This is a genomic window from Thioclava sp. UBA3469 (assembly GCF_002378135.1).
Taxonomy (GTDB): Bacteria; Pseudomonadota; Alphaproteobacteria; order Rhodobacterales; family Rhodobacteraceae; genus Thioclava; species Thioclava sediminum.
Genome location: NZ_DFRG01000258.1, coordinates 1 through 24968 on the forward strand (window position 1 = coordinate 1; position 24968 = coordinate 24968).

Here is a 24968-nt window from a genome sequence, read left to right on the forward strand (position 1 = left end):
CCCGGCGCGCGGTCAGGACCAGCGTCAGCGGCCCCAGCGCGCGCAACGCCGCCAGCCGCTCGGGCGAGAGCGTCTCGACCGCCACGGTGAGGTGATCGGACAGCAAAACGGGCAGCCCCATGCGCAGATCGGCGCGGGCGCGATTCAGTCGTTCAGCCGGGCTCGGCCCGAGGGAAAAATTGCCGGTCATGCGCTCTGAGATAGCCTCGACTGTAACAAATTGAAATATCTCCCGGTGATTCGACACGTCAGCGTGAGATAGGTTTCACCACCCTTGCCATCGCTGTGAAAGGGCAACAGCTATTCGTCGAACACATATGGAGGCTCAGGACATGGCATCATTGAAGAAGGTCCTTTTGGTTGACGATGACAACGATCTGCGCGAGGCGCTCGCAGAGCAGCTCGTCGCGACCGATGATTTCGAGGTCTTCGAGGCCAGCAATGGTCACGAAGCGGTAGATAAGGCGAAATCGACGCTTTACGACCTCGTCGTGCTGGATGTGGGCCTTCCCGATACCGATGGCCGCGAGCTGTGCAAGAAGCTGCGCAAGAGCGGCGTGAAATGCCCGGTCGTGATGCTCACCGGCCATGACACCGATGCCGACACGATCCTCGGCCTCGATTCCGGCGCCAACGACTACGTGACCAAGCCCTTCAAGTTCCCGGTGCTTCTGGCCCGTCTGCGCGCCCAGCTGCGCACGCATGAACAGTCCGAAGACGCCGTCTTCCAGCTCGGCCCGTATACGTTCAAGCCTGCGATGAAGATGCTGGTGGACGACAAGGACCGCAAAGTGCGTCTGACCGAGAAGGAAACCAACATCCTCAAGTTCCTCTACCGTGCGACCGACGGCGTGGTGCCGCGCGATGTGCTGCTGCACGAGGTCTGGGGCTACAATGCGGGCGTCACCACCCACACGCTCGAGACGCATATCTATCGCCTGCGTCAGAAGATCGAGCCCGATCCCTCGAATGCGCGCCTGCTGGTGACGGAATCGGGCGGCTATCGTCTGGTGGCCTGATCCGAGGCGCTTTGCGCGGCATGGTCTGTGTGACGCGCGCCAAGGTTGGAAATGAAGAAGGCGGCTCCGACGGGGGCCGCCTTTGTCGTTTCCGATGGTCGCCGCGCGGCTCAGACCGTGGGGTAGATGTCTTCCTCGGCCTCTTCGAGCGAGATGCCGAGCGCGTTCAGCCCGTCTTCGAGATGATCGGCCAGCATCGGATTGCCCAGCAGGTAATCCTCGGTCGGCGCGGTCGCTTCGGCTTTGGCGGTGGCGATCGCCTCGTCCAGTTCCGACGCGTCATAGGTGTCGCGCCCGATCCACATCACCGCGGTCAGCGATGCCTTTTCATCCTCGTTCAGCGCCGCGATGAAGGCGCGCAGCTCGCGGGCCTGACCCGAGCCGGGCACGTCCGCGTCGAACTTGCGCGCGCGGATGATGACATGGGCGATTTTCGCCGGGCTGATGGTGAGCATGGCTGCCTCCGTTCTTGGGCTCATCATCTCGCCATTGCACGACCTGCGCAAGCGTTTGCGTGTCGCATCACAACTGCGCGGGGATCAGGCCGCGCAGGGAGTTGCCCATGAAGACCTCGCCTTGCGCCAGATCTTCGGGCTGCAGGACGGCTTCGCGGGCGGCCCCTGTCTCCAGCATCTCCTCGCGCAGGATGCCTGGCAGTAGTCCGCTGGCGCAGGGCGGGGTCAGGTAGGTCCCGTCGCGTTTCAGGAAGAGATTGGTGATCGTGCCTTCGCAGAGTTCGCCGCGCTCGTTGAGCAGGATCGCCTCGTCCACGCCCTCGGGCAGGGCGGCGCGGGCGGCATCATAGGGCGCGCGCGCCGTGGTCTTGAGGCGCAGCATCGGGTCGTTGCTGTCGAGGGTGATGCCCGAGATATGGAGGCGCCACGCGGTTGTCGGGGTCAGGGGCGCGGAGGTGATCTCGATCGTGCCCTGGGCGTCGAGGGTCAGGCGTACCCGCAGCGGGCTGTCGCCGGAAACTGTCGCGAGGGCCGCCGTCAGTTTCTCTCCGTCGAGCGGATAGCCAAGCTGTTCGGCGCCGCGGGTCAGCCGCGCGATATGGCGGGCGCGGCGGCGGATGCCTTCGCCGGGCTGCCAGCCGAAGGTCTCGATCAGCTTCAGATCTTCAGGAACCGGGTTTTCCAAAGCGCTTCCTCATATTCGCCATGGGCGGTGGAATCATAGACCAGCCCGCCGCCGACATTCACTCGCCATTGGCCGGGGCCGGTCTGCATCAGCGTGCGGATCGCGACGTTGAACTCCATCCGGCCATCGGGCGCCGTCCAGCCGATCGCGCCGCAATAGATGCCGCGCGGGTCCGGCTCCAGCTCGCGGATGATCTCCATCGCGCGGATTTTTGGCGCGCCGGTGACCGAGCCGCAGGGGAACATCGCGCGCAGGATCTCGGGCAGGTCGGTGCCGGGAACCAGCTCGCCCTCGATCTCCGAGATCATCTGGTGGACCGAGCGATAGGTCTCGACCTCGAAGAGGCGCGGCACCTTGACCGAGCCCGGCGCGCAAATCCGCGAGATGTCGTTGCGCAGCAGATCGACGATCATCAGGTTCTCGGCGCAGTCTTTCTCGGCCCTCATCAGATCGGCTTTCAGCGCGGCGTCCTCTTCGGGTGTCGCCCCGCGCGGGCGGGTGCCTTTCATCGGTCGGGTGACGATCTTGCCGTCTTCGACCCGGAAGAATAGTTCGGGCGAACGCGACAGCAGCCGCACCCCGGCCAGCGCGACATCGGCCCCGTGCGGCACTTGGCCCGCGCTGGACAGGGCCGCGTATAGCGCCTCGGGCGCGGCGTCGCTTGTCACGGGGATCGGGAAAGTCAGGTTCACCTGATAGCAATCACCCGCGCCGATATAGTCGTGGACCGCCCGGAAGGCCTCGGCATAGCGCGCCTCGGGCCAAAGCGGCTCGCCCAGCTCAATCTGCGGCGCGTTCTCCGAGATCGGCGGCGGGACATCCTCGGGCGCGTCGTAAACCCCGAAGGCCAGCAGCGGCAAATCCCGGTTCTCGGGTAGGAGCGGTGCGAGGCGTTCGCTCAGACAATAGCCCAGCTCGTAGGACGCGAACCCGGCCAGCCAGCGCCCCTCGGCCTGCGCGCGCGTGATCGCCGCGAAAGCTGCGGGCAGATCCTCCGGCGCATCGGCGCGGATGACCTCATGGGGGTCGCGGAAGCGGCAGGGCCGACCGTCCGGCCCCCTGTCGAAACGGACCTCGTCACTCATGGGCGCACTCTATGCCAATCTCCGAAGGGTCACGCAGCCGAAAAGCGACGCTTGGCGCCGCTTAGACCTTCTTTTCGGCGGTCGAGACAAGCAGCGGCTGTGCGGCGGTATCGGGGGCCAGCTCCTCGAAATCGAAATTGTCGAGGCGACGCGCACGTTTCCCGGCCTTCTCGGCGGAGATCTTGATCTCGGAGATGTCTTTCGCCGCTTGCCCGAAATGCCGGTCGAGGTTTTCGACACGGGTGCCGAGCCGGTCGACATCGGAATAAAGCGCGGCCAGTTCTTTCCGGATCGCGCCCGCCTGTTCGCGCATCCGCGCATCCTTCAGCACGGCGCGCATCGTGTTCAGCGTCGCCATGCAGGTCGTGGGCGAGACGATCCAGACCTTCGCGGCAAAGCCTTCGCGCACCAGTTCGGGGAAATTCGCGTGCAGCTCGGCGTAGACCGCCTCGGACGGCAGGAACATCAGCGCGCCGTCCGCCGTCTCGCCTTCGAGAATGTATTTCTCCGAGATCGCCTTGATATGGGCGCGCACCGCCGTTTTCATCGCGCGGCTGGCCTCTTGGCGCTCCCATTGCGTGTCGGCGCGGCGCAGCGCCTCATAGGCTTCCAGCGGGAATTTGCTATCGATCACGATGGGGCCGGGCGGGTTCGGCAGGTGGATCAGGCAATCCGCGCGCTTCCCGTTCGAAAGGGTCGCCTGCATCGTGAAACTGTCCGAGGGCAGCGCCTTGCCGACGATATCGTGCAACTGAATCTCCCCGAAAGCGCCACGGGTCTGCTTGTTCGACAGGATGTCCTGAAGGCCCAGCACATTGCCGGAAAGCTTCTCGATATTGGCCTGCGCCTTGTCGATCGCCTCCAGTCGCTGATGAAGGTCGCCAAGCGAGCGCGCCGTGCGGGTCGCGGTGCCATGCAGGCTTTCCGACATGCCGCGCGAAACCTCGGCCAGACGCTGCTCCATCAGAGCGAGAACCTTGGTCTGGCTCGCGGCCTGCGCCTCGGAGACGTGATGCAGCCCGCCGGACAGCTGTTGCTGCCCGTCCGAGAGGCTTTGCACCCGCTGAGCGAGAAGGTTCATCTGGCCGACCATCGGGTCCATCGCACGGGTCTGACGGCCCGCCGCACGCAGCATGGCGACCATCAGGATCAGCAGGATAACAAGTGCCGCGCTGCCGAGCAGAAGGCCGAGCGTCAGCGGGTCGTTCAGGGTCAGGGTCATATCGCCAAGCTGGATCATGTGCGGCCAAACAGTCTTTCAATATCGCTGAGCTTCAGTTCGACATAGGTCGGACGCCCATGGTTGCACTGGCCGGAATGGGGCGTGGCCTCCATCTGGCGCAGCAGCGCGTTCATCTCGTCGGCGCGCATCTGGCGGCCCGAGCGGATCGAGCCATGACACGCCATGCGGCTGAGCACCGCTTCGATCTTGGCCTGCACCAACTGGCTGTCGCCCAGATCGGACAGCTCGTCGAGCACGTCGCGCAGAAGCCCTTCGGCATTGATCTCACCTAGAACGGCGGGGGTCTCGCGCACGGCGATCGCAGTGCCGCCGAAGGGTTCGATGGTGAGGCCGAGGCGCGACAGAGCGTCGGCATGTTCCAGAAGCAGCGACGCGTCGCCTTGGCTGAGTTCCACGATCTCCGGGATCAGCAGCGCCTGCGCGGGCACCCCATTCTCGGCCATCTGGCCTTTCAGCTTCTCATATACGAGCCGCTCATGCGCGGCGTGCTGATCGACGATGACGATGCCGCGCTCGGTCTGGGCGATGATGTAATTCTCATGCACCTGCGCACGCGCCGCGCCCAAGGGCTTCTCGGTCAGCGCGGCTTCGGCGGGCGCCGCGGCCTCTGCGCGCGCCGAGGGTGCGTAGTCGAAGCTGGGCGCCGGGGCCTCCTGGAAGGACGGCTGCGGGTAGGACGGTTGTTGATAGGCCGGATCGGGCAGCGGCGCCTGCGCGGAGTAGGAAGAGCGCATCGCGCCGAGGCTCGGGCGATCCATCTGGTAAATGCGCGGTGGCTGATCGGCGGTCGGTTCGGGGCGCATCGCGCCGAGAGTCGCATCCGAGACTGTCGAGGACGCCCGATGCCCGGCTTGCGCCAGCGCATGGCGCAGCCCGGTCACGATCAGCCCGCGCACGGTCGCGGCCTCGCGGAAGCGGACCTCGGCCTTGGCGGGGTGGACGTTGACGTCGACACGCTCGGGCTCGCAGGTCAGGAACAGGCAGGCGGCGGGATGACGTTCGCGGCTGAGGAAATCCATGTAGGCCGCGCGCAGCGCCCCGGTCAGCTGCTTGTCACGCACCGGACGGCCATTGACGAACAGGAACTGCTCCACCGCCGCGCCACGCGAATAGGTGGGCAGCGCCGCGTAGCCGGTCAGGCGTATATCTTCGCGCTCGGCATCGATCCGCACCGCGTTATCCGAGAAGGCGCGCCCGATCACCCGGGCCAGTCGTTCCGAGAGCGCGTCGAACAGCTCGCCCTGCTCGCCATCGGCGCGGAAGATCTCGCGCGATTTGCCGTTCGAGACATCGGTGAGTGTAAAGCTGACATAGGGCTCGGCCATCGCCAGCCGCTTCATCACGTCGGCGATCGCCTGCGCCTCGGCCCGGTCAGTGCGCATGAATTTCAGCCGCGCGGGTGTGGCGAAGAACAGGTCGCGCAGTTCGACCACTGTGCCCCGGTTCAGCGCCGCCGGTTTCACCGGACCGATCTGGCCGCCCGCCACGCTGATCTGGAAGGCGTCGAGGCCATCGACACGCGAGGTAATCGTCAGCCGTCCGACCGCGCCAAGCGAGGGCAGCGCCTCGCCGCGAAAGCCGAAAGTGTGGATGTTGAGAAGGTCCGAGCCATCGATTTTCGAGGTGGCATGGCGCGAGAGCGCCAGCGGCAGATCCTCGGCGGTCATCCCACAGCCGTCGTCGGTCACGCGGATAAGCGTCTTGCCGCCGTCGCAATATTCCACCGAGACCCGCGACGCGCCTGCATCCAGTGCGTTCTCCACCAACTCTTTCACCGCCGAGGCCGGACGTTCGACCACCTCGCCCGCTGCGATGCGGTTTGCCGCAGCGTCATCGAGCTGCCGGATCACGGGGCGCTCAGACGCGCCGATATTGCGGTTGTGCTGGTTCATTCCACTAGGGATAGCATGGCGCGGCGCTCATCTAAAGAGATTCGCGCCAGCTATCCCCAGCCAAATCAGTTCAGGCCCTGCGGGCGTCCGACGACCACGAAGGTCAGGTTGTCGGGGTTCAGGATCCGCTTGGCGACGCGCTGGACATCGTCCTTCGTGACCGCGTTCACTTTGTCGTTGCGGGTGTCGATATAGCTCGGCGCCATGTCGTTGAGCTGCATCCCAGTCAGGATGCCCGCGATCGTGCCATTGCCGTCGAAGCGCAGCGGATAGGCGCCGGTGAGGTAGGTCTTGGCGTCTTCCAGCTCCTTGTCGGTAACCTTGCCGGTCGCCGCTTTCTGCCACTGCTCTTTGACGACCGAGATCGCCTCGGCGACCTTCTCATTGGCGGAGGCGAAGCTGCCCTGCCACGTCTTCGCCAGATCCTTGTCGACGATATAGGAGGCGATGCCATAGGTCAGGCCGCGCTTCTCGCGCACCTCGTCCATTAGGCGCGACGAGAACCCGCCCGCGCCGACGATCTGGTTGAGCACATAGGCCGCGAAGAAATCGGGGTCTTTCAGGCCGATCCCCTTCTGGCCGAACATCACCACCGATTGCGGGCTGTCGAAATCGACCGTGGTCACGCCGCCCTTGAAGGAGGGGTCGGCGGGGGGCGGCATGTCGGCGCCCTTGGCGGGCAGATCACCCAGCAGCTTGTCGAGCATCGGCCCGAGCTCTTCCGGGGTGATGTCGCCCACGGCGGAGACCACCATGTGATCGCGGCTCATCACGCGGTCCTTGGCCTCGAACAGATCTTCGCGCGTGAGGCCCTTCACGCTCTCGACGGTGCCGTTGAGCGAGCTGCCATAGGGATGATCGCCATAGGTGATCTCGCGGAATTTCTCGGCCGCGATGTCGTTGGGGTTTTGCTTGTCAGATGCGATCACGGCCAGCACTTGCTGGCGCACGCGTTCGATCGCGCTTTGATCGAAGCGCGGATTGACCAGCGCCTCGCGCAGAAGATCGACGGATTTGTCGCGGTTCTCGGTCAGCATCCGGGCCGAGATATCGAGCGAGTCGTCGCCCACGTCGAAGCCGAATTGCGCGGCGAGCGCTTCCTCGGCCTCGGCGAATTGCTGCGAGTTCTTCTCGCCCGCGCCCTCTTCGAGCGTGGCGGTCATCAGGTTGATCGCGCCGCGTTTGCCGGTCGCATCAAGGCTCGCGCCGCCGCGGAAGGCGATGTCGAGCGCGGTGAAGGGGATGTCGTGATTCTCCACCAGCCACGCCTTGATGCCGCCGGGCGAGGTGACCTGCTGAATGTCGATCGCACGGGCAGGCAGCGCCAGCACGAAGGCAAAAAGCGACGCCATCACGAGGCGCGCTGTGATCGGGAAACGGGTGTGGATCATTGGGTGATCTCCTGCGCAGGCGCGGGCGGTGCGGCGGGGGCCGCAGCTTCGGTGGGGGCGTCATCGGGGCGCTTGGCATAGCCCGTCACCGAGTCCTTGTTCTGGAACAGGTCGCGGGCGGCGGCCATCACGTCCTCTTCCGTCACCGAGGTCAGAACATCCGGCCAATCCTCGACATCTTTCACCGAGAAGCCCGAGGCCAGCGCCTCGCCATAGCGCCGCGCGAGGCCTTGCGTGTTGTCGCGCGAATAGATTTCGGCGGCCTTCACCTGCGTCTTGATGCGGGCGAATTGCTCGGGGTCGATGCCTTCCTTCAGGAATTGCTTCAGCGCCGTGTCGAGCGCCTTTTCGGCCTCGGGGAGGCTCACATCCTTGGCGGGCATCACCGAGAGATTGAAGGTCGTCGCATCGATCGACATGCCGTCATAATAGCTCGACGCATAGATCGCGGTGCCGTCGCCGTAGATCAGCTTGCGGCCCAGCACGGAGGTCGCCTGATTGCCGCCGAGAATCTCGGACAGCACAGTCAGGGCGGCGGCGCGCTTCTGGTCGCCCGGATTGCGTTCGGGGGCGAGGTAGCTGCGCACCAGATAGGGCTGGGCGATCTGCGGGTCCTCGAAGGTCAGGTGCCGCGAGGCGCGTTGCGGCGGCTCCTGCGGGCGGGCGCGGGGGCTGAGGTCTTCGGTCGGTTTCAGCTTGCCGTAATATTTCTCGGCGAGCGCCTTTACCTCGTCGGGCTTCACATCGCCCGCGACAACGAGGACCGCGTTATTGGGTGCATAATATTCGTGATACCAGTTGAGCGCGTCCTGCCGCGTCAGCCCTTCCATCTCCTTGCGCCAGCCGATGACCGGCGTGCCGTAGGGCGAATTGAGGAACTGGGCGGCGCGCTCCTGTTCGTTGAACAGCGCCCGCGGGTTGGAATCGGTGCGTTGCGCACGCTCTTCGAGGATCACCTGCAGCTCGGTCTTCGCATCATCGGGCGAGATCCGCAGATTGCGCATCCGGTCCGCTTCCATCTTCATCACCAGTGGCAGCCGGTCGGCCGCGATGCGCTGGAAATAGGCGGTGTAGTCGTAGCTGGTGAAGGCGTTGTCCGAGCCGCCATTGGCCGCGACCGTCTTCGACAGCTCACCGGGCGCCATCGTGTCGGTGCCCTTGAACATCAGGTGTTCGAGGTAATGGGCGATGCCGGATTTACCGCGCTTCTCGTCGGCCGATCCGGCCTTGTACCAGACCATATGGACCACGACCGGGGCACGGTGATCTTCGATCACGACGCCTTTCAGGCCATTTTCCAACTCGAAGGTAGAGACGTCACCGGCCACCGCCGGGCTCAGACCTGCCAATGTTAGCAGGGCGAACAGAAATGCACGCAATGCCCAACTCCTCACAAGACACAGTTTGGGCGAAGATAAGCACTCTCGCCCGACGTGCAAACGCCGGTGACGTTCTCGTGATGATTTTTCGGATTACTTGACCGCGCGCTGCGCTTCGCCCGAGGGCGGTGCGCCGGGCGTGACGACGCCGAGACGACGCCAGCGCTCGAGCTCTGCCGACTGGTCGAGCTCCATCGGCTTGTAGGCTTTGTAATAGACCGAGACCTGGAACAGACGCTCCAGCAGGCGGCCGTCGTGATCCTTGCGCCACTGGTAATCCTCGGCGGCAAGCGTCTGGCGGATGCCCGACTGGCTGCCGTAGCGCGATGCGGCGGAGACCAGCGCGCGATCCGAGGTCGGGACCTGACCGGTCTCGTCGAGGCGGCGCGGATTGCCACCGAGAGCGGCAACGGCATCGGCTTCGGGCGTGGGATCGGTGATGTTCTTGCCACCCGGCGTGGGCGGCGGCAGCGCATCGAGGTTCTCCGGCATCTCCAACGGCTTCGTCGGAATCACGCCGAATTCGTCCGGGCCCTGGTGCGAAGACCGCAGATTCATCAGGCTGGGATCGCGGGAATTGCCGCAGGCAGCCAGCGTCAGTACCGCTGTAAACGCGAGTCCGAGCGTGCCGATCTTCGCCTGCATGAACCACTCCCTTGCCAGTTCCGCCCCCGTCTTAACGCAACATTGGAGCGTCGTCACCTGCGAAAAACAGGCTAGCCGTCGTTGGCGCGATGGTCCTTGCCGGTGAACAGCACCAGACCGACCGCGCCGAGGAAAATCGCCACATCGGCGACGTTGAAAGAATAGGGGTTCTGCCAACCCGGTAGCGACATGTTCAGAAAGTCCGCCACCGCGCCATAGACGAGCCTGTCGACCACGTTGCCAAGCGCACCGCCGACCAGCAGCCCGGCCGAGATATTCACCCGGCGCGAATGCGGCTCACGCGCGATCCAGACCCAGACCCAGAGCGAAATCACCAGCGCCACGACGATCAGCACCCAGCGCATCCAGTCGGTTTCGCCGGAGAACAGGCCGAAATTGACGCCGCGATTCCACGCCATGCGAAAGTTGAGATAGGGGGGCACCACGTCGATCGCGCCGCGCTGATCGAGATGCATCCCCTGCACGACGATATATTTCGACACCTGGTCGAGGAGCAGGACGCCCGCTGTCACTTTCGCTGCTAGCCGCATCTGGCCCTCGTTTGTTTCTCGTCACGTCTTCATGCCAGAAGGCGCAGCCCGGTATCTACCGGGCTACGCAAAGATACCGGCAGATCAGTGGCGGAAATGGCGCATTCCGGTGAAGACCATCGCGAGGCCGCGCTCGTTCGCCGCGTCGATCACTTCCTGATCGCGCATCGAGCCGCCGGGCTGGATGATCGCGGTGGCGCCTGCCTCGGCCGCGGTGATCAGACCGTCTGCGAAGGGGAAGAACGCGTCCGAGGCCACGACCGAACCCTTGGTGGGCGTCTCGGTCAGACCGGCGGCTTCCATCATGTCTTCAGCCTTGCGCGCCGCGATCCGGGTCGAGTCGACACGGCTCATCTGGCCCGCGCCCACGCCGACGGTCGCGCCGTCCTTGACGTAGATGATCGCGTTCGACTTGACGTGTTTCGCGACTTTCCACGCGAACAGCAGGTCTTTGAGTTCCTGCTCGGAGGGCTGGCGCTCGGTCACGACTTTCAGGTCGTCCAGCGTGATCACGCCATTGTCCTTGTCCTGCACGAGGAAGCCGCCCGCGACCTGACGATAGGTCGTGATCGGTGCGGTGATGTCGGGCAGGCCTCCGGTTTCCAGCAGGCGCACGTTTTTCTTCTTCGCGATGACCTCTTTCGCGGCCTCGTCGACCGAGGGTGCGATGATGACTTCGGAGAAGATCTTGGTGATCTCTTCGGCGGTCGCCGCGTCCAGCGTCTGGTTGAGCGCGATGATGCCGCCGAAGGCCGAGGTGCGATCGCAGTCGAAGGCGCGCTTATAGGCCTCGATCACGGTCTCGCCGGTCGCCACGCCGCAGGGGTTCGCGTGCTTGATGATCGCGACGGCGGGTTTCTCGGTGCCGAATTCCGAAACCAGCTCATAGGCGGCATCGGTGTCGTTGATGTTGTTGTAGCTCAGTTCCTTGCCCTGAAGCTGCTTGGCGGTTGCGACGCCGGGGCGGTTCGTGCCGTCGAGGTAGAAAGCAGCCTGCTGATGCGGGTTCTCGCCATAGCGCAGGGTCTGGGCAAGCTGACCAGCGAAAGCGCGGCGGCGCGGGGTCTGCTCGCCGATGGCGCCTGCCATCCAGGTCGAGACGGCTGCATCGTAGGCAGCGGTGCGCGCATAGGCGATCTGGGCGAGGCGCTGGCGGAACGGGTAGGAGGTCGCGCCGTCATTCGCGTCGAGCTCTTCCAGAACGGCGGCGTAATCCTCGACATCCACGACGGTCGACACGAAGGCGTGGTTCTTCGCCGCGGCCCGGATCATCGCCGGGCCACCGATATCGATATTCTCGATGCAGGTGTCGTAATCGGCGCCCTTCGCGACCGTTTCCTCGAACGGGTAGAGGTTCACCACCAGCAGGTCGATCGCCTCGATCTGATGCGCTTCCATCGCGGCGAGGTGTTCTTCGTTGTCGCGCAGCGCCAGCAGGCCGCCATGCACTTTCGGATGCAGCGTCTTGACGCGGCCGTCCATCATCTCCGGGAATCCCGTCAGATCGGCGACGTCGCGCACGCTGAGACCGGCTTCGCGCAGGGTCTTGGCGGTGCCGCCGGTCGAGAGAAGTTCGACGCCGCGCGCAGCGAGCGCTTGGGCGAAGTCGACCAGTCCGGTCTTGTCGGAAACGGAAATCAGCGCACGGGTCAGGGGGATCGGGCGGGTCACGGGCAGCTCCTCGCAAGGCTCAGGTCAGGGGCGCCCAGGGCCATCCTCGGGATCTGCCCCAAGGTCAGGGCGCGTCGATGGCCGTGGAGTTATCGCGTGCTTGCGAAAAGGTCCAGCCAATCTGGCAAGCCCGGTCCAGAACCTTGCTGGAAAGCACGATCTGTTGCGCGGGACGCGGGCGAATGCGCCCCTTTTCGAGGTAAACGGAGGGTTCCAGCGCCAGATCGGCGACCCCGTCATGGCGGAAAATCCAGATTTCCCCGGTGCGCAGCGCAACTGAGACGGCGGTGCCGCCCAGATCGAGCGCCGCGTCGCAATCGGGATGTAGGTGGAAGCGGATGTCGAAGGGAATGCCGCGCAGACCTTCACGCTCGAATATCTGGTCGAACCGGTCGATGTCGTCAGGGGTCATCGCGCCGAGCGTGTCGCGGCCGCGCAATTCGCGCCCGTCGACGGACAGGTCCAGCTCGCGGATATGCGACATGCCATGGGTCTCGGCATAGCCGTCATGGCCGAAGATCATCCCGGTCTCCGACAGATCGTCGGGCTTGAACCAGACGGTTTTCGGCGTCTTGTCGAGATAGGCGCGCGGGGCCCGTCCGAAGAGACGCTCGGGGCCGAGGCGGGACGAGGAATAGCCTCGGATCGAGAGGGTCGAATGGCTGGCGGTGGCGCGGCCTGCGCGGTGCCAGTCCGAGCCGAATTGCGCACCCGACCCGCAATTGACGATCAGCGGGCGACGTCCCGAGGTCAGCTCGAAGGCCAGCGTCGAGGCATGGGCATTGGCCGAGGCCTCGCCCTGCGGCGGTCGCGCCGCGTCGATGATCAGCGAGCCGCGCCCGCCCTGCATCCGCACGAAGCCCATCGCGATCGGCTCGCGCCGGACGCTGCGGATACCGGTCGCCGAAAGCGCCGTGTCGAGCCGCCCTTCGGGTCCGCGCCCGCCACCGTGAAACCGCGCGAGCGCCCCATCGGAATGGCGCAGCGCGCGCAGGGTGGGGGCGATCCGCGCGATCGCGTCGAGGATCGGACCGGGCGGCGTGCGTCCTGCCGTCTGCAACGCCTCCGCTGCCCAGTTCAACAGCGTCAGAATTTCCAGCAGTTCCTCGGGGTTTCGGGTCGCGATCCCGCCCTCGGCGTCGATCTCCGCCGCGCAATCGCGCGACAGGGCCTCCAGCGCGGGGTCGGCATGGCGCTCCATTCCGGTCAGCGCGAGCCCCGCATAGACAAGCCCGGTCAGCGCCTCAAACCGCGGCAGCCCGCAGGCCGCGCCCGCCCAGCGTTTCGACAGGAAGATCGTCTGTTGGCCGAGCGCGCGGAAGAAGCGATCAGCATCCTCGCGCTCGCGTCCGTTCAGCAGCAGGATTGCATGGTTGATCCAGCGGATCAGGCGGCGGCCTGTCAGGTCCGGCGTCCAGCCCGAACCGCTGCCGTCGCCGAAGCGGTCGATCCAGCCGAAGACCCAGTCCTGTGCGCGCAGGCGCGCCTCGCGGGTGCCCAGCGCCGCGAGATCGTCGAGCCAGCCGCAGCCTTGCAGCGCATCCTCGAAAGCCGGGCCGGGGATCGGCAGATCCCAGATGTTGACCCCCGGACCTTCGATCAGAGAGCCCGCAAACAGGAAGTTGCCCTGCACGAGTTGCCGCCCCTTGGCGTAAGAGCCGATCGTGCGCGGCTCGGGCTGGCTGACGAATCCGGTCGCCGTCTGCGCACGGCCTGCGCGCGCAGCAGCAAGGCGGTTCAGCGCCGTGCCGAATTTTGCCGATGATCGGGGTCTGTCCTTACCCATTCCGTAGCCGCTTGCATGCCCTTCTGTCGGGGAATGCGGTCACGTTACTGGGAGGCAGGCGCGCTGTCACCGCCTCGGCGGTCGGTTCACGCAGAGCGTTGCAGTCGCGCCATGTAGAACCCGTCCATCCCCCCGAGATCAGGCCAGAAATCGGGCCGCAGCCGCAGCCCGCCCTCCTCGGTGATCCAGTCCGGCTCGATGCCGGGCAGGTCGGGACGGATCACGGTGAGGTCCGGATGCCGGGTGAGCGCGGCCTTGATCTGCGCCTCGCCCTCTTCGGGCAGAAGCGAGCAGGTCGCATAAACCAGCGTGCCGCCGGGCTTGAGCCATTGCAGCGCGCGATCCAGAAGCTGTTCCTGCAACGCGAAGAGCGGCTTGATCGAGGCGCCGTCCTTGATGAAGGGCAGGTCGGGATGGCGGCGGATCGTGCCGGTGGCCGAGCAGGGCGCATCGAGCAGGATCGCGTCGAAGGGGGCGTCAGGCTCCCATTCGAGCGCGTCGGCCGCGACGATCTCGGCCTCCATCTGCGTCCGGTCGAGGTTTTCCCCGAGCCGCTCAAGCCGCGCCTCGGAAATATCGAGCGCGGTGACATCGGCGCCCATCGCGGCGAGTTGCAGCGTCTTGCCACCGGGGGCTGCACACAGGTCGAGCACGCGTGCGCTCGCCTCAGGGGCCAGCAGCTTCGCGGGCAGCGCGGCGGCGGCATCCTGCACCCACCACGCGCCCTCTTCGAAACCGGCCAGCTCGGACACTTTGCCCGGATCGGTCAGCCGCAGCGATCCCGTCGGCAGAAGCGTCGCGCCCAGCGTCTCGGCCCAACCGGCGGCATCGTCCTTCACGCTCAGATCGAGCGGTGCGCCCGCCAAATGGGCGAGTTCCATAGCCTGCGCGGCCTTCTTGCCGAAAGACGACATCACACGCCCGCGCAGCCAGCCCGGCATTTCCGGCGCAGGCGTCGCGGCCCATTTCTTGCCTTCCTCGGAGACCTTGCGCAGCACGGCATTCACCAGCCCCGAGAAGCTTTGCAGCTTCGGCCCGGCCGATTTCACGAGCGTCACGGCAGCATCGACCACGCCATGCGGGGCTTGCTTTTCTTCCAGCAGCTCGACCGTGGCCAACCGCAGGATCGCCATTACATCCGTTGGCGTGCGGCGGCGCAGATGCGGTTTGATGATCCGGTCGGCGCGGCCCAGATGGCGCAGCGTCGTCGTGGCGAGGCGCTGGGCGCGGGCACGCTGTGAAGGCTCCAACCCGTCGAGCGCTTCCGCCCCGATCTGTTCGGCGAGGCTCTCGCGATCCTCGAGAACGCCCACGATCAGGCCAAGGGCTGCGCGGCGCGCGGGGTCGGGTCTGGACATGGGCTGCGGCTTCCTGGCTTGTTGCGGCTTAAGCACGGGCCTATATCATGCCCCGATCCACAGACAAGAAAGGACGCGCCATGTCCGATCAGCCCGAAGAGACCCGCGACCTGCCGCCCGCCGCGATCCGCGCGCTCGCCGAAGCCGAGGAGCGCCGCAAGAACGCGCAGGCGGCAGAACTGCCGACCGAGCTTGGCGGTCGCGACGGACCCGAGCCCGTGCGCTACGGCGATTGGGAGAAGAAAGGCCTTGCGATCGACTTCTGATCGCGGCGCGGTCTCAGAGGCCGGGGGCGCTGCCCCCGGACCCCCGGGATATTTGAATCAAGAGGAAGAGAGCGCCTTTCAGAGCCCCAGCACGTCCAGCATGTCGTACTCGCCGGGGCGCTTGTCCTGCCCCCAGAGCGCGGCCTTGAGCGCGCCGCGCGCGAAGATGGCGCGATCGGTGGCGACATGGCGCAGGATGATCCGCTCGCCCATGCCGGCGAACAGCACGTCATGCTCGCCCACGATATCGCCGCCGCGAATGGCCGAGAAACCGATCGCACCATGCTTGCGCGCGCCGGTGATTCCGTCGCGGCCCGACTCGCGATTGTCTTCGAGCGAGATGCCACGGCCTTCCGCCGCCGCCTCGCCCAGCATCAGCGCGGTGCCCGAGGGCGCGTCGACCTTCTTGTTGTGATGCGCCTCGATCACCTCGATATCCCAATCGGCATCGAGCGCCTGTGCGACTTTCTTCGTCAGCTGCGTGAGAAGGTTCACCCCAAGGCTCATGTTCCCCGCCCGCACGATCACGGCGTGCCGCGCGCAAGGTGCGAGCGCCGCGATGTCGTCCTCGTCCATGCCGGTCGTGCCGATCACATGGGTCAGGCGTGCCTGCGCCGCGATCTTGGCGAATTCGCGGGTGGCGGCGGGCGCGGTGAAGTCGATCACCGCCTGCGCGCCGGAAAACGCCTCGAGCGGATCGTCGGTCACGACCACGCCGTTCGGCGCGCCGCCCATCGCCTCGCCGAGATCCTTGCCGACCCAGTCATGGCCCGTGCGTTCGACGGCGCCTACAAGGCGCGCCTTGTCGCTCTCGCTCACGGTGCGGATCAGCATCTGGCCCATCCGGCCCGACGCTCCGGTGATCACGATGCCCGGCAGGTCGCTCATGTCTTTCTCCTTCACGGTTTCGCGCTATCTAGCTTGCACAGGCGGGCTTGGCAAAGCCCCCGTTGCGCAAAACCCGCAGACGCCCTATGTGAGCGCCATGGCAAAGAACCGTTTCTCCTCGGGCGATGGCCCTTCGCAACGTCAGCTTCGCATGGGCGAGTTGATCCGACGCACGCTGTCGGACCTCCTGATGCGGGGCGATGTGCATGATCCCGATCTCAACCGCGTCTCGGTGACGGTGGGCGAAGTGCGTTGCTCTCCCGACCTGAAGGTCGCGACCGCCTATGTCACGCCCTTGGGCGGCGAAGGCGGCAAAGAGCTGATCGCGGCGCTTGCGCGCAACAAGGGCGAGCTGCGGCGTCTCCTCGGCAAGGAAATGACCGCGAAATACAGCCCCGATCTGCGCTTCCGGCTGGACGAGACCTATGACCGTCTCGATGAGACGCGTCGGATCTTCTCGGACGAGACGGTGCAGCGCGATATCGCTGCGCGCGACGATGACGAAGACGATGAAGACGATCGCGACTAATGCTGCGGCGCTGATGCTGCTGGCCACGCCTGCGCTGGCCGACGCACCCTGTGCGGCTCGCAGCTTCGACGGAACGACCTACACGGTCTGCGAAGCCCAGCTCGGGCAGGACCTGAAGCTGTTCCTCGACGATCCCGACGGCAATCTGATCGGCACGCCCGAGCGGCTTTCCGAGGTCGTCCCCAAAGGCGCCCGCGTCGTCTTCGCGATGAATGCGGGGATGTACCATCCTGATCGCAAGCCGGTGGGTCTGTTCATCGAGAACGGCAAAGAGCTGCATTCGATCGTCACCTCGGAAGGGCCGGGCAATTTCGGCCTGCTGCCCAACGGGGTCTTCTGCATCGGCGAGACGTTCTCAGTGACGGAATCGCGCGCCTTCGCCGCCGATCCGAAGGACTGCACCTATGCGACGCAATCGGGGCCGATGCTGGTGATCGACGGCGCGCTGCATCCGAAATTCCTCGCCGATGGCACGTCGAAGAATATCCGTAACGGGGTCGGGGTCTCGGCCGATGGCAAGACCGCCTATTTCGCGATCTCAGATGCGCCGGTGAGCTTTCACGAATTCGGCCGCTTCTTCCGTGACGAGATACAGGTGCCGAATGCGCTCTATCTCGACGGCAAGATCTCGCGGCTGACCGTGCCCGGTCAGGGGCGCGAGGATATGGGCCTGCCGATGGGACCGATCGTCGCGCTGATCGCGCCTGCCGCCCCCACCGCTGGAGATTGACGGATCGCGCCGCTTGGGCTAGCAGGCGCACCCTTGGAATATGGAGGCCTCATGGCACGCAAGAAGGGTCGCGACATTTCCGGCTGGCTGATCGTGGATAAGCCCGCGGACATCACCTCCACCTCGGTGGTGAACAAGGTGCGCTGGGCGCTGGGCGCCAAGAAGGCGGGCCATGCGGGCACGCTCGACCCGGCGGCGACCGGGGTTCTGGCGGTCGCGCTGGGCGAAGCCACGAAGACGGTGCCGTTCATCACCGATGCGCTGAAATGCTACCGGTTTCAGGTGCGGCTGGGCGCTGCGACCAAGACCGACGATGCCGAGGGCGAGGTGACCCGGACCTCCGATCTGCGCCCCACGGATGAAGAGATCGCCGCCGCGCTGCGTAGCTTCGAGGGCGATATCGAACAGGTGCCGCCGCAGTTTTCCGCCGTGAAGGTCGATGGCGAGCGCGCCTATGCGCTGGCGCGTGCGGGCGAAGAAATGGATCTCGCCGCGCGGCCTCTTTACGTCGAAAGCCTCGTGATGCTGGGCCGTCCCGATGCCGACACGGTCGAGCTGGAGCTGGTTTGCGGCAAGGGTGGCTATGTGCGCTCCATCGCGCGCGATCTGGGTCAGAAGCTCGGCTGTCTCGGCCACGTCCTCTGGCTGCGCCGCGAATGGTCGGGGCCTTTCGAGGCAACCGACGGGATCACGCTGGCCGAGATCGACGAACTCGCCAAGACGCCCGAGCTCGATGAGAAGCTTCTGCCCGTGGAGCTGGGGCTCGACGATCTGCCGCAGCTGAAGGCCACGCCCGAGGGCGCGGTGCGGCTGAAGAACGGCAATCCGGGGATGGTGCTTCCCGGGGACGCCGAATGGGGCGAAGAAGTCTGGGTCAGCCATGAGGGCAAGCCGCTTGCCGTCGGCATCTACAAATCCGGCGAGGTCCATCCGAGCCGCGTCTTCAACCTTTGACGCGCCCCTTCGCCTTGGTCCAAATATCCCCGCCGGAGGCATCCGCCCTCTGTCACGCACATAACGGTCAGGACGAGAGATGATCACCCGCGAGCATATCAAAGGCGACGCACCCTCCATCGCGGTCTATTCGGATTGCGAGAATTACCGCTATCTGCTCACGCGGGTCTGGGATGACAGCAAGCCGCGGGCGCTGTTCATCATGCTCAACCCCTCGACGGCGACCGAGGTGCAGAACGACCCGACCGTGGAGCGCTGCGAGCGCCGCGCGCGGGCGCTGGGCTTCGGGGCGTTCCGGGTGACCAATATCTTTGCCTATCGCGCGACCGATCCGAAGGTGATGCGGGCGCAGCCGGACCCGGTCGGGCCGGAAAACGATGCGGCGATCCGCGAGAGCCTCGACTGGGCGGGCGGCCCCGAGGACCGGATCATCTGCGCCTGGGGTGCGCATGGCGCGCATCTCGCGCGGGGCGCTGCGGTGGAAGATTTGCTCCGCGAAAGCGGGCGGGCGCTGCATCACCTCGGGCTGACCAAGGCGGGCGCGCCGAAGCATCCGCTCTATATCGCCTATGAGCATCAGCCCGAGCTGTGGTTCACCCGCGAAGGCTGAGCGAACCGTTAAGCATTTAACGCTTGTTTCCTAGGGTATCCGCGCCGGCAGCGGTAGATTTCTCGCATCTTCACCGGGGGTGAGAGAGATGTTGTTTCTGTCGGGTGTTCTGGGCCTGCTGATGGCGGGGGCTACGGCGGGTCTCATGGTGGCTTCGTCGGATGCCGAGAGTGATGAGCCTCCGGCGGATGAAGCGGATCCCAACGTATCGAGTGACGGCGCAGGGTCGCTGCTGGCCGAGGTCAGCGCGGGGCAGGTGCCAACCGATCCGGTCGAGCCACCGGCTCCCGGACCCGGCGACGATATTACTTGGGGCGACGCCTCCGACGACGCGATCGGAGGCGAAGCGGGTGACGATCAGATCAACGGCTATGATGGCGATGACAGCCTTTGGGGTGGGGACGGCGACGACCAGATCCTCGGTGCGTCCGGCAACGATACGCTCTGGGGCGATGCGGGGACCGACACGCTGATCGGCGGCGACGGCGAGGATGAACTCGTCGGCGGCATGGAGGCGGATCTCCTATCCGGCGAGTTCGGATCGGATCGGCTCTTTGGCGAGGCCGGGGAGGACACGCTGATCGGGGGTGCGGGCGACGATATGCTCGCGGGCGGCGCTGACGATGACACGCTGATCGGGGCCGATGGCGTGGATGTGCTGACCGGCGATGCCGGGCGCGACGAGTTGAACGGCGATGCCGGGAACGATCTGCTGATCGGCGTCACACCGGAGACGCGCGATGCGGGGGCGGCCGATGCCGATACGCTCAATGGCGGGGCAGGGGAGGACGTGCTGCTCGGCGGCTCGGGCGATTGGCTGCATGGCGGCGAAGGGGGCGATAGCTTCTCGCTGGGCGATTGGATCGATCCGAACGCCCCTGCGACAATCGCAGATTACACGGCCGGGCAGGACCGGCTGGCGGTCATCTACGATCCGCAGGGCACCGCCACGCCGCAGATCAGTATCGAGCCGTCCGAGGCGCATCCCGATGCGGCGTGGATCCTTCTCGACGGCGTTCGGCTGGCCGAGGTGCTGGACGCGGCCGGGCTGAGCGCGCAGGACGTGGCGCTGCTCACGCCCGCGCAATTCGCAGCGCAGCAGGCCATAGCGCTTTGAAATAAGGCTTTTCAACAAGACGATTCGCGTCTATACGCGCGCATCTGTTCCGAAAGGGGCAGTCTATGGACCTTGCTGGACGACATCCCGGCTTGCGCCCGAACCCTCAATGTAAGGAGATCCCGATGTCGATCACTGTCGAAGACAAGAACGCGCTTATCAAGGAATACGGCACCAAAGAAGGTGACACCGGTTCCCCCGAAGTTCAGGTCGCAGTTCTGACCAAGCGCATCGCGAACCTGACCGAGCACTTCAAAGAGCACAAGAAAGACAACCACTCGCGTCGTGGTCTTCTGATGCTCGTCGCGCAGCGCCGCAAGCTGCTCGACTACCTGAAGGCGAAAGACGTCGCACGTTACCAGTCGCTGATCGAGCGTCTCGGCCTGCGCCGCTAATCCGCCTCGGATTGGAATTCGAAACGCCCGTGCCTTTGGTGCGGGCGTTTTCATTTGCGTAATCACATTTCAGTCTCGCAATTGCGGTTCACTTGCGAAATTCCGTGTGAATTGCCTGGTTTGATAGTTTCGGACTATATGGCTGCAAAAGTCGGTACTTTTGGCCGAATAACCTAACTTTAGAAAAACTTTGGTCGGTTCGGCTTCTTGTCCTCCTGTATCGTCCCCTCCAAACGGGAAAACGCAGGCATCTGCACTACCTTGCAGGTGCCGTAACAGGGAGGATGAACAATGCAGATCGGAGTCTGGATCAGCTTGGCACTGTATTTCGTGCTGATGCTGGCCATCGGGGTCTATGCGTGGCGCAAGTCCACGTCGAGCTCCGAGGAATATATGCTGGGCGGACGTAACCTGCCGCCCGCGGTTGCCGCCCTGTCGGCAGGCGCATCGGACATGTCGGGCTGGCTGCTTCTGGGCCTGCCGGGCGCGCTCTTCGTGTCGGGCCTGACGCAGAGCTGGATCGGCATCGGCCTCTTCGTCGGCGCTTTCGTGAACTGGGTCATCGTGGCGCCGCGCTTGCGCGAGCAGACCGAGCGCTATGACAACGCTCTGACCATCCCCGGCTTCCTCGCCAATCGCTTCCCGAGCCACGCGACCTTGCTGCGGATGGTTTCGGCGGTGATCATCGTGGTGTTCTTCGCGGTCTACACCGCGTCGGGCCTCGTCGGCGGGGGCAAGCTTTTCGCCAGCGCCTTCGGCGGCAGCTACATGACCGGGGTCATCCTGACGCTGGGTGTCGTGCTGGTCTACACCGTGATCGGCGGCTTCCTCGCCGTGTCGCTCACCGATTTCGTGCAGGGCTGCATCATGATGCTCGCGCTCGTCATCATGCCTATCGTGATCCTCACGACCGGTCAGGGCGACGGGGTGGACGCGGCTGCGAGCCGGCTGAGCAATATCGACCCGAATTTCCTGTCGATGACGAACGGGCTGACCTTCGCGGGCTGGCTCTCGGCGGTCGCCTGGGGTCTGGGCTATTTCGGCCAGCCGCATATCATCGTGCGCTTCATGGCCGTGCGTTCGGTCGCCGATGTGCCGAAAGCGCGGAATATCGGCATGGGCTGGATGGCGATCTCGCTGATCGGCGCGATTTCGGTCGGTATTTTCGGCCGCGCCTATGCGCAGCGCAACGGACTCGACGTGCAGGATCCGGAGACGATCTTCATCATCCTGTCGAACCTGCTGTTCCATCCGCTGGTGACGGGCTTCCTCTATGCCGCGCTTCTGGCGGCGATCATGTCGACCGTGTCGAGCCAGCTTCTGGTGTCGTCCTCGTCGCTGACCGAAGACTTCTACAAGATCGTCTTCAACAAGGACGCCTCGGACCGCACGCTTGTGAATGTCGGGCGTCTCGCCGTGCTGGCCGTGGGGATCGCTGCGATCATCATCGCGTCGAACCCCGACAGCAAAGTGCTCGGCCTCGTGTCGAACGCATGGGCCGGGTTCGGCGCGGCCTTCGGTCCGCTGATCATCCTGTCGCTGACCTGGAAGCGGATGACGGGTCTGGGCGGCGTGGCTGGCCTCGTCGTCGGTGCGCTGACCGTGATCGTCTGGATTTCGCTGGGTTGGGGCTCGTTCCTCTACGAGATCATCCCGGGCTTCATCGCGGCCTTCATCGCCATCGTGGTGGTGAGCCTCGCGTCCGAAGACAGAGGCGAGTTCCGCCCGATCGAATGATCGAAGAGCTTACGAGCATCATTGCGCCCGTCCCGAAAGGGGCGGGCGTTACTGTTGGGTAGGCCTTAGTCCTTGCCGATCTGAAGCGACGGTGGAGGAAGCATGCCTGCGATAGTTGTGACATCGGCTGTGAGGCCGAGAAAGAAACTTCCCGCAAAGAAGCCTCGCTTTGCCCAAAGCATCATGCGCTCCATCCGCGACTGATATTTTTTGTCAGCCTGCGAAAATTCGGCGGCAAAGTCCGCGATGACGGCTTTGACACGATCACGAAGCTCTCGCTCAGAGTAAAGGTCTGACATCTGAACCACACGCTCTATGCTGTTCAATTGCATAAGCAATGTGTTCTTTGCGTATTCTTCAATATCCCAATCCTTAACATCTTTGATCAAGCTTTCAGTCTCTTCAATCATTTGATCGCGAGAGCTTGCCCTTGATGTAGACATGTCTTTCTCTTCGATAATCTCCATTGCGCTTCGAAGGCGCTCCAAAATGATGTCACTGACCAGAGGACCGGTCGTGTTGCCACCACCTCTTTTTGAAAGCGCGTTCAAAAGAATTTCGCTGGACAATTGAACACGCCTGACGAGGTCTTCTCGTCGAGCTTCGCTGCGAAACGGTGCAGTGGCGGATTCGTCGATGGTCGCTTTCGTTAACATGACAATTCGCGAAATTACCTGAGCGAAGTTTCCTTCAACTCCTGCATTTCTTAGAGCAGCTTCGCCGGAGCCTTTCTTCATCCCGTCATTAAGCTGGCTTGCTAGTTCGAAAAGGTCTCGTGCGGAAGAAGTCATTGGCTACTCTGAATTCAGTCGGTTAATGTTTTCTTACTCAAAGTCGAACAGTAGGCGAACTTTTGGAGTTTCGCCAAGCCTAACTCCATCCTTCCCAAACCCCTTCATTTCCTGTATTGGCAGGCCCATCTGAGACGTGACGCCTCGAGCCCCCGGGCGCGTGCAACAGGATAAGGGGGCGGCGGCAATGGGGCCGCCATTCAAATCGGGAGACACGGGATACGCCCGTGAGAGCTCCCAGACAGGATACGCTGAATGTTCAATGTTGTGAAAAAATCCATCCAGTGGGGCGAAGAAGAGCTCACGCTGGAAACCGGCAAGGTTGCCCGTCAGGCTGACGGTTCGGTCATCGCCACTCTGGGCGAAACCTCCGTCATGGCCAACGTGACCTTTGCCAAGGAACCGAAGCCGGGCCAGGACTTCTTCCCGCTCACGGTTCATTACCAAGAGAAATACTATGCCGCCGGTAAAGTGCCGGGCGGCTTCTTCAAGCGTGAGGCTCGTCCGTCCGAAAAAGAGACGCTCACCTCGCGCCTGATCGACCGCCCGTGCCGTCCGCTCTTCGTGGAAGGCTTCAAGCACGAAGTGCTCGTGATGTGCACCGTGCTGAGCCACGACCTCGTCAACGAGCCCGACATCGTCGCGATGATCGCCGCTTCGGCCGCGCTGACGATCTCGGGCGTGCCGTTCATGGGCCCGATCGCCGCCGCGCGCGTCGGTTTCGCTGATGGCGAATACATCCTGAACCCCGAAGTCGACGACATGCAGAAGCTGCGGGAAAACCCCGAGCAGCGTCTGGACCTCGTCGTCGCGGGCACCAAGGATGCCGTGATGATGGTGGAATCGGAAGCTTACGAGCTGTCCGAAGCCGAGATGCTGGGTGCGGTCAAGTTCGGCCATGACGCGATGCAGCCGGTGATCGACATGATCATCGACCTCGCAGAAGCCGCCGCGAAAGAGCCCTTCGACTTCAAGGCGCCCGACTACTCGGCGATGCTCGAGACCGTCAAAGGTCTGGGCGAAGAGAAGATGCGTGCCGCTTACGCGATCTCGGACAAGCAAGAGCGCGTGGCCGCGGTCAACGCCGCCAAGGAAGAGATCAAGTCGCAGCTCACCGAAGAGCAGCTCGAAGATCCGACGCTGGGCACCGCGATGAAGAAGCTGGAATCGGCTGTTCTGCGTGGTGACGTCGTGAAGAACGGTCGCCGCATCGACGGTCGTGCGCTGGACGAGGTTCGCCCGATCGTGGCGGAAACCGGTCTGCTGCCGCGCACCCACGGGTCGTCGCTGTTCACCCGCGGCGAGACGCAGGCGCTGGTCGTGACCACGCTGGGCACCGGCGACGATGAGCAGATCATCGACGCGCTGCACGGCAACTCGCGCTCGAACTTCCTGCTGCACTACAACTTCCCGCCCTACTCGGTCGGCGAAGTGGGCCGCGTCGGTTCGCCCGGTCGTCGTGAGATCGGCCACGGCAAGCTCGCATGGCGCGCGCTGCAGGCGGTTCTCCCGGCTGCGACGGACTTCCCCTACACGATCCGCCTCGTCTCCGAGATCACCGAGTCCAACGGCTCGTCCTCGATGGCGTCGGTCTGCGGTGGCTCGCTGGCAATGATGGATGCGGGCGTTCCGCTGAAGTCGGCCGTGGCGGGTGTCGCGATGGGTCTGGTGCTCGAAGAGGATGGCTCCTGGGCCGTTCTGACCGACATCCTTGGCGACGAGGATCACCTCGGCGACATGGACTTCAAGGTCGCAGGTACCGAAGAGGGCATCACCTCGCTGCAGATGGAC

24 protein-coding genes and 1 pseudogene are annotated in these 24968 nt (G+C 64.5%); 10 read left to right on the forward strand and 15 right to left on the reverse strand.

What is annotated here, in order from left to right; translation table 11 throughout:
* Positions 1 to 190 (reverse strand): annotated as a pseudogene (locus B3D39_RS18925) (GTP cyclohydrolase II); the annotation flags it as partial.
* A 142-nt stretch (positions 191 to 332) separates the two neighbouring features.
* Here B3D39_RS18925 and B3D39_RS18930 point away from each other — a divergent pair.
* A complete protein-coding gene (locus tag B3D39_RS18930) occupies positions 333 to 1019 on the forward strand; it encodes a response regulator transcription factor (protein ID WP_078521549.1) in 687 nt (228 codons plus the stop codon).
* 110 nt (positions 1020 to 1129) lie between these two features.
* Here B3D39_RS18930 and B3D39_RS18935 read toward each other — a convergent pair whose 3' ends face one another.
* From B3D39_RS18935 to B3D39_RS18990, 12 genes are all read right to left on the reverse strand, one after another.
* Positions 1130 to 1474 carry a DUF3775 domain-containing protein gene (locus B3D39_RS18935; RefSeq protein ID WP_078549499.1) on the reverse strand — a complete coding sequence of 115 codons (345 nt, stop codon included), beginning with the start codon at positions 1472 to 1474 and terminating at the stop codon, positions 1130 to 1132.
* Positions 1475 to 1541: 67 nt separating this feature from the next.
* The gene (locus B3D39_RS18940) at positions 1542 to 2159 is read right to left on the reverse strand and encodes an aminotransferase class IV family protein (RefSeq protein ID WP_274961968.1); all 618 of its coding nucleotides are present in this window, start codon (positions 2157 to 2159) and stop codon (positions 1542 to 1544) included.
* Complete coding sequence (locus tag B3D39_RS18945; protein ID WP_274961967.1) at positions 2132 to 3244, reverse strand: aminodeoxychorismate synthase component I; 1113 nt, start codon at positions 3242 to 3244, stop codon at positions 2132 to 2134. The genes B3D39_RS18940 and B3D39_RS18945 overlap by 28 nt, the downstream gene beginning before the upstream one ends.
* Before the next feature lie 61 nt (positions 3245 to 3305).
* Complete coding sequence (locus B3D39_RS18950; protein WP_274961966.1) at positions 3306 to 4484, reverse strand: DNA recombination protein RmuC; 1179 nt, start codon at positions 4482 to 4484, stop codon at positions 3306 to 3308.
* Entirely contained in the window at positions 4481 to 6379 is a 1899-nt protein-coding gene (mutL, locus tag B3D39_RS18955) for a DNA mismatch repair endonuclease MutL (RefSeq protein WP_274961965.1), read from the reverse strand. The genes B3D39_RS18950 and mutL overlap by 4 nt, the downstream gene beginning before the upstream one ends.
* A 65-nt stretch (positions 6380 to 6444) precedes the next feature.
* Positions 6445 to 7770, reverse strand: coding sequence for a M16 family metallopeptidase (locus B3D39_RS18960; protein ID WP_274961964.1), 1326 nt, complete (start codon positions 7768 to 7770; stop codon positions 6445 to 6447).
* Positions 7767 to 9149 (reverse strand): M16 family metallopeptidase, encoded by a 1383-nt coding sequence (locus tag B3D39_RS18965; RefSeq protein WP_274961963.1) that lies wholly within the window; start codon positions 9147 to 9149, stop codon positions 7767 to 7769. Before B3D39_RS18965 ends, B3D39_RS18960 begins: the two co-directional genes overlap by 4 nt.
* A 93-nt stretch (positions 9150 to 9242) precedes the next feature.
* Positions 9243 to 9794: a DUF3035 domain-containing protein gene (locus tag B3D39_RS18970; protein ID WP_078542514.1), complete on the reverse strand. Its 552-nt coding sequence runs from the start codon at positions 9792 to 9794 to the stop codon at positions 9243 to 9245.
* A 71-nt stretch (positions 9795 to 9865) separates the two neighbouring features.
* Positions 9866 to 10345 carry a signal peptidase II gene (lspA, locus tag B3D39_RS18975; RefSeq protein WP_152845439.1) on the reverse strand — a complete coding sequence of 160 codons (480 nt, stop codon included), beginning with the start codon at positions 10343 to 10345 and terminating at the stop codon, positions 9866 to 9868.
* Positions 10346 to 10429: 84 nt separating this feature from the next.
* The gene (purH, locus tag B3D39_RS18980) at positions 10430 to 12016 is read right to left on the reverse strand and encodes a bifunctional phosphoribosylaminoimidazolecarboxamide formyltransferase/IMP cyclohydrolase (protein WP_274961962.1); all 1587 of its coding nucleotides are present in this window, start codon (positions 12014 to 12016) and stop codon (positions 10430 to 10432) included.
* Between the two features lie 64 nt (positions 12017 to 12080).
* Complete coding sequence (locus tag B3D39_RS18985; RefSeq protein ID WP_274961961.1) at positions 12081 to 13802, reverse strand: heparinase II/III family protein; 1722 nt, start codon at positions 13800 to 13802, stop codon at positions 12081 to 12083.
* A gap of 86 nt (positions 13803 to 13888) precedes the next feature.
* Positions 13889 to 15160: an RsmB/NOP family class I SAM-dependent RNA methyltransferase gene (locus tag B3D39_RS18990; RefSeq protein ID WP_274961960.1), complete on the reverse strand. Its 1272-nt coding sequence runs from the start codon at positions 15158 to 15160 to the stop codon at positions 13889 to 13891.
* Positions 15161 to 15240: 80 nt separating this feature from the next.
* On the opposite strand from B3D39_RS18990, the gene B3D39_RS18995 reads away from it, so the two are divergent.
* A complete protein-coding gene (locus tag B3D39_RS18995; protein WP_078521523.1) occupies positions 15241 to 15426 on the forward strand; it encodes a DUF1674 domain-containing protein in 186 nt (61 codons plus the stop codon).
* 78 nt (positions 15427 to 15504) lie between these two features.
* Here the strand turns inward: B3D39_RS18995 and dapB are convergent, their stop codons facing one another.
* On the reverse strand, positions 15505 to 16314 hold the full coding sequence (gene dapB / locus B3D39_RS19000) for a 4-hydroxy-tetrahydrodipicolinate reductase (protein WP_274961959.1): 810 nt from the start codon (positions 16312 to 16314) through the stop codon (positions 15505 to 15507).
* A gap of 97 nt (positions 16315 to 16411) precedes the next feature.
* Between dapB and rbfA the strand changes: the two genes are divergently transcribed.
* From rbfA to putP, 7 genes are all read left to right on the forward strand, one after another.
* Entirely contained in the window at positions 16412 to 16843 is a 432-nt protein-coding gene (gene rbfA, locus B3D39_RS19005) for a 30S ribosome-binding factor RbfA (RefSeq protein ID WP_078521678.1), read from the forward strand.
* A complete protein-coding gene (locus B3D39_RS19010) occupies positions 16824 to 17573 on the forward strand; it encodes a phosphodiester glycosidase family protein (protein WP_414718039.1) in 750 nt (249 codons plus the stop codon). The genes rbfA and B3D39_RS19010 overlap by 20 nt, the downstream gene beginning before the upstream one ends.
* Positions 17574 to 17624: 51 nt before the next feature.
* On the forward strand, positions 17625 to 18527 hold the full coding sequence (gene truB / locus B3D39_RS19015; RefSeq protein ID WP_274961958.1) for a tRNA pseudouridine(55) synthase TruB: 903 nt from the start codon (positions 17625 to 17627) through the stop codon (positions 18525 to 18527).
* Positions 18528 to 18606: 79 nt separating this feature from the next.
* A complete protein-coding gene (locus B3D39_RS19020; RefSeq protein WP_078542523.1) occupies positions 18607 to 19137 on the forward strand; it encodes a DUF1643 domain-containing protein in 531 nt (176 codons plus the stop codon).
* A gap of 88 nt (positions 19138 to 19225) precedes the next feature.
* Complete coding sequence (locus B3D39_RS19025) at positions 19226 to 20254, forward strand: calcium-binding protein (RefSeq protein WP_274961957.1); 1029 nt, start codon at positions 19226 to 19228, stop codon at positions 20252 to 20254.
* Positions 20255 to 20379: 125 nt separating this feature from the next.
* Complete coding sequence (gene rpsO, locus B3D39_RS19030) at positions 20380 to 20649, forward strand: 30S ribosomal protein S15 (RefSeq protein WP_075776826.1); 270 nt, start codon at positions 20380 to 20382, stop codon at positions 20647 to 20649.
* Between the two features lie 291 nt (positions 20650 to 20940).
* A complete protein-coding gene (gene putP / locus B3D39_RS19035; RefSeq protein ID WP_078542525.1) occupies positions 20941 to 22386 on the forward strand; it encodes a sodium/proline symporter PutP in 1446 nt (481 codons plus the stop codon).
* Between the two features lie 65 nt (positions 22387 to 22451).
* Here the strand turns inward: putP and B3D39_RS19040 are convergent, their stop codons facing one another.
* Positions 22452 to 23177 (reverse strand): hypothetical protein, encoded by a 726-nt coding sequence (locus tag B3D39_RS19040; protein WP_274961956.1) that lies wholly within the window; start codon positions 23175 to 23177, stop codon positions 22452 to 22454.
* A gap of 255 nt (positions 23178 to 23432) precedes the next feature.
* On the opposite strand from B3D39_RS19040, the gene pnp reads away from it, so the two are divergent.
* Positions 23433 to 24968, forward strand: a 1536-nt coding sequence (gene pnp, locus B3D39_RS19045; RefSeq protein ID WP_286789959.1) for a polyribonucleotide nucleotidyltransferase, incomplete at its 3' end; no start/stop codon positions are given.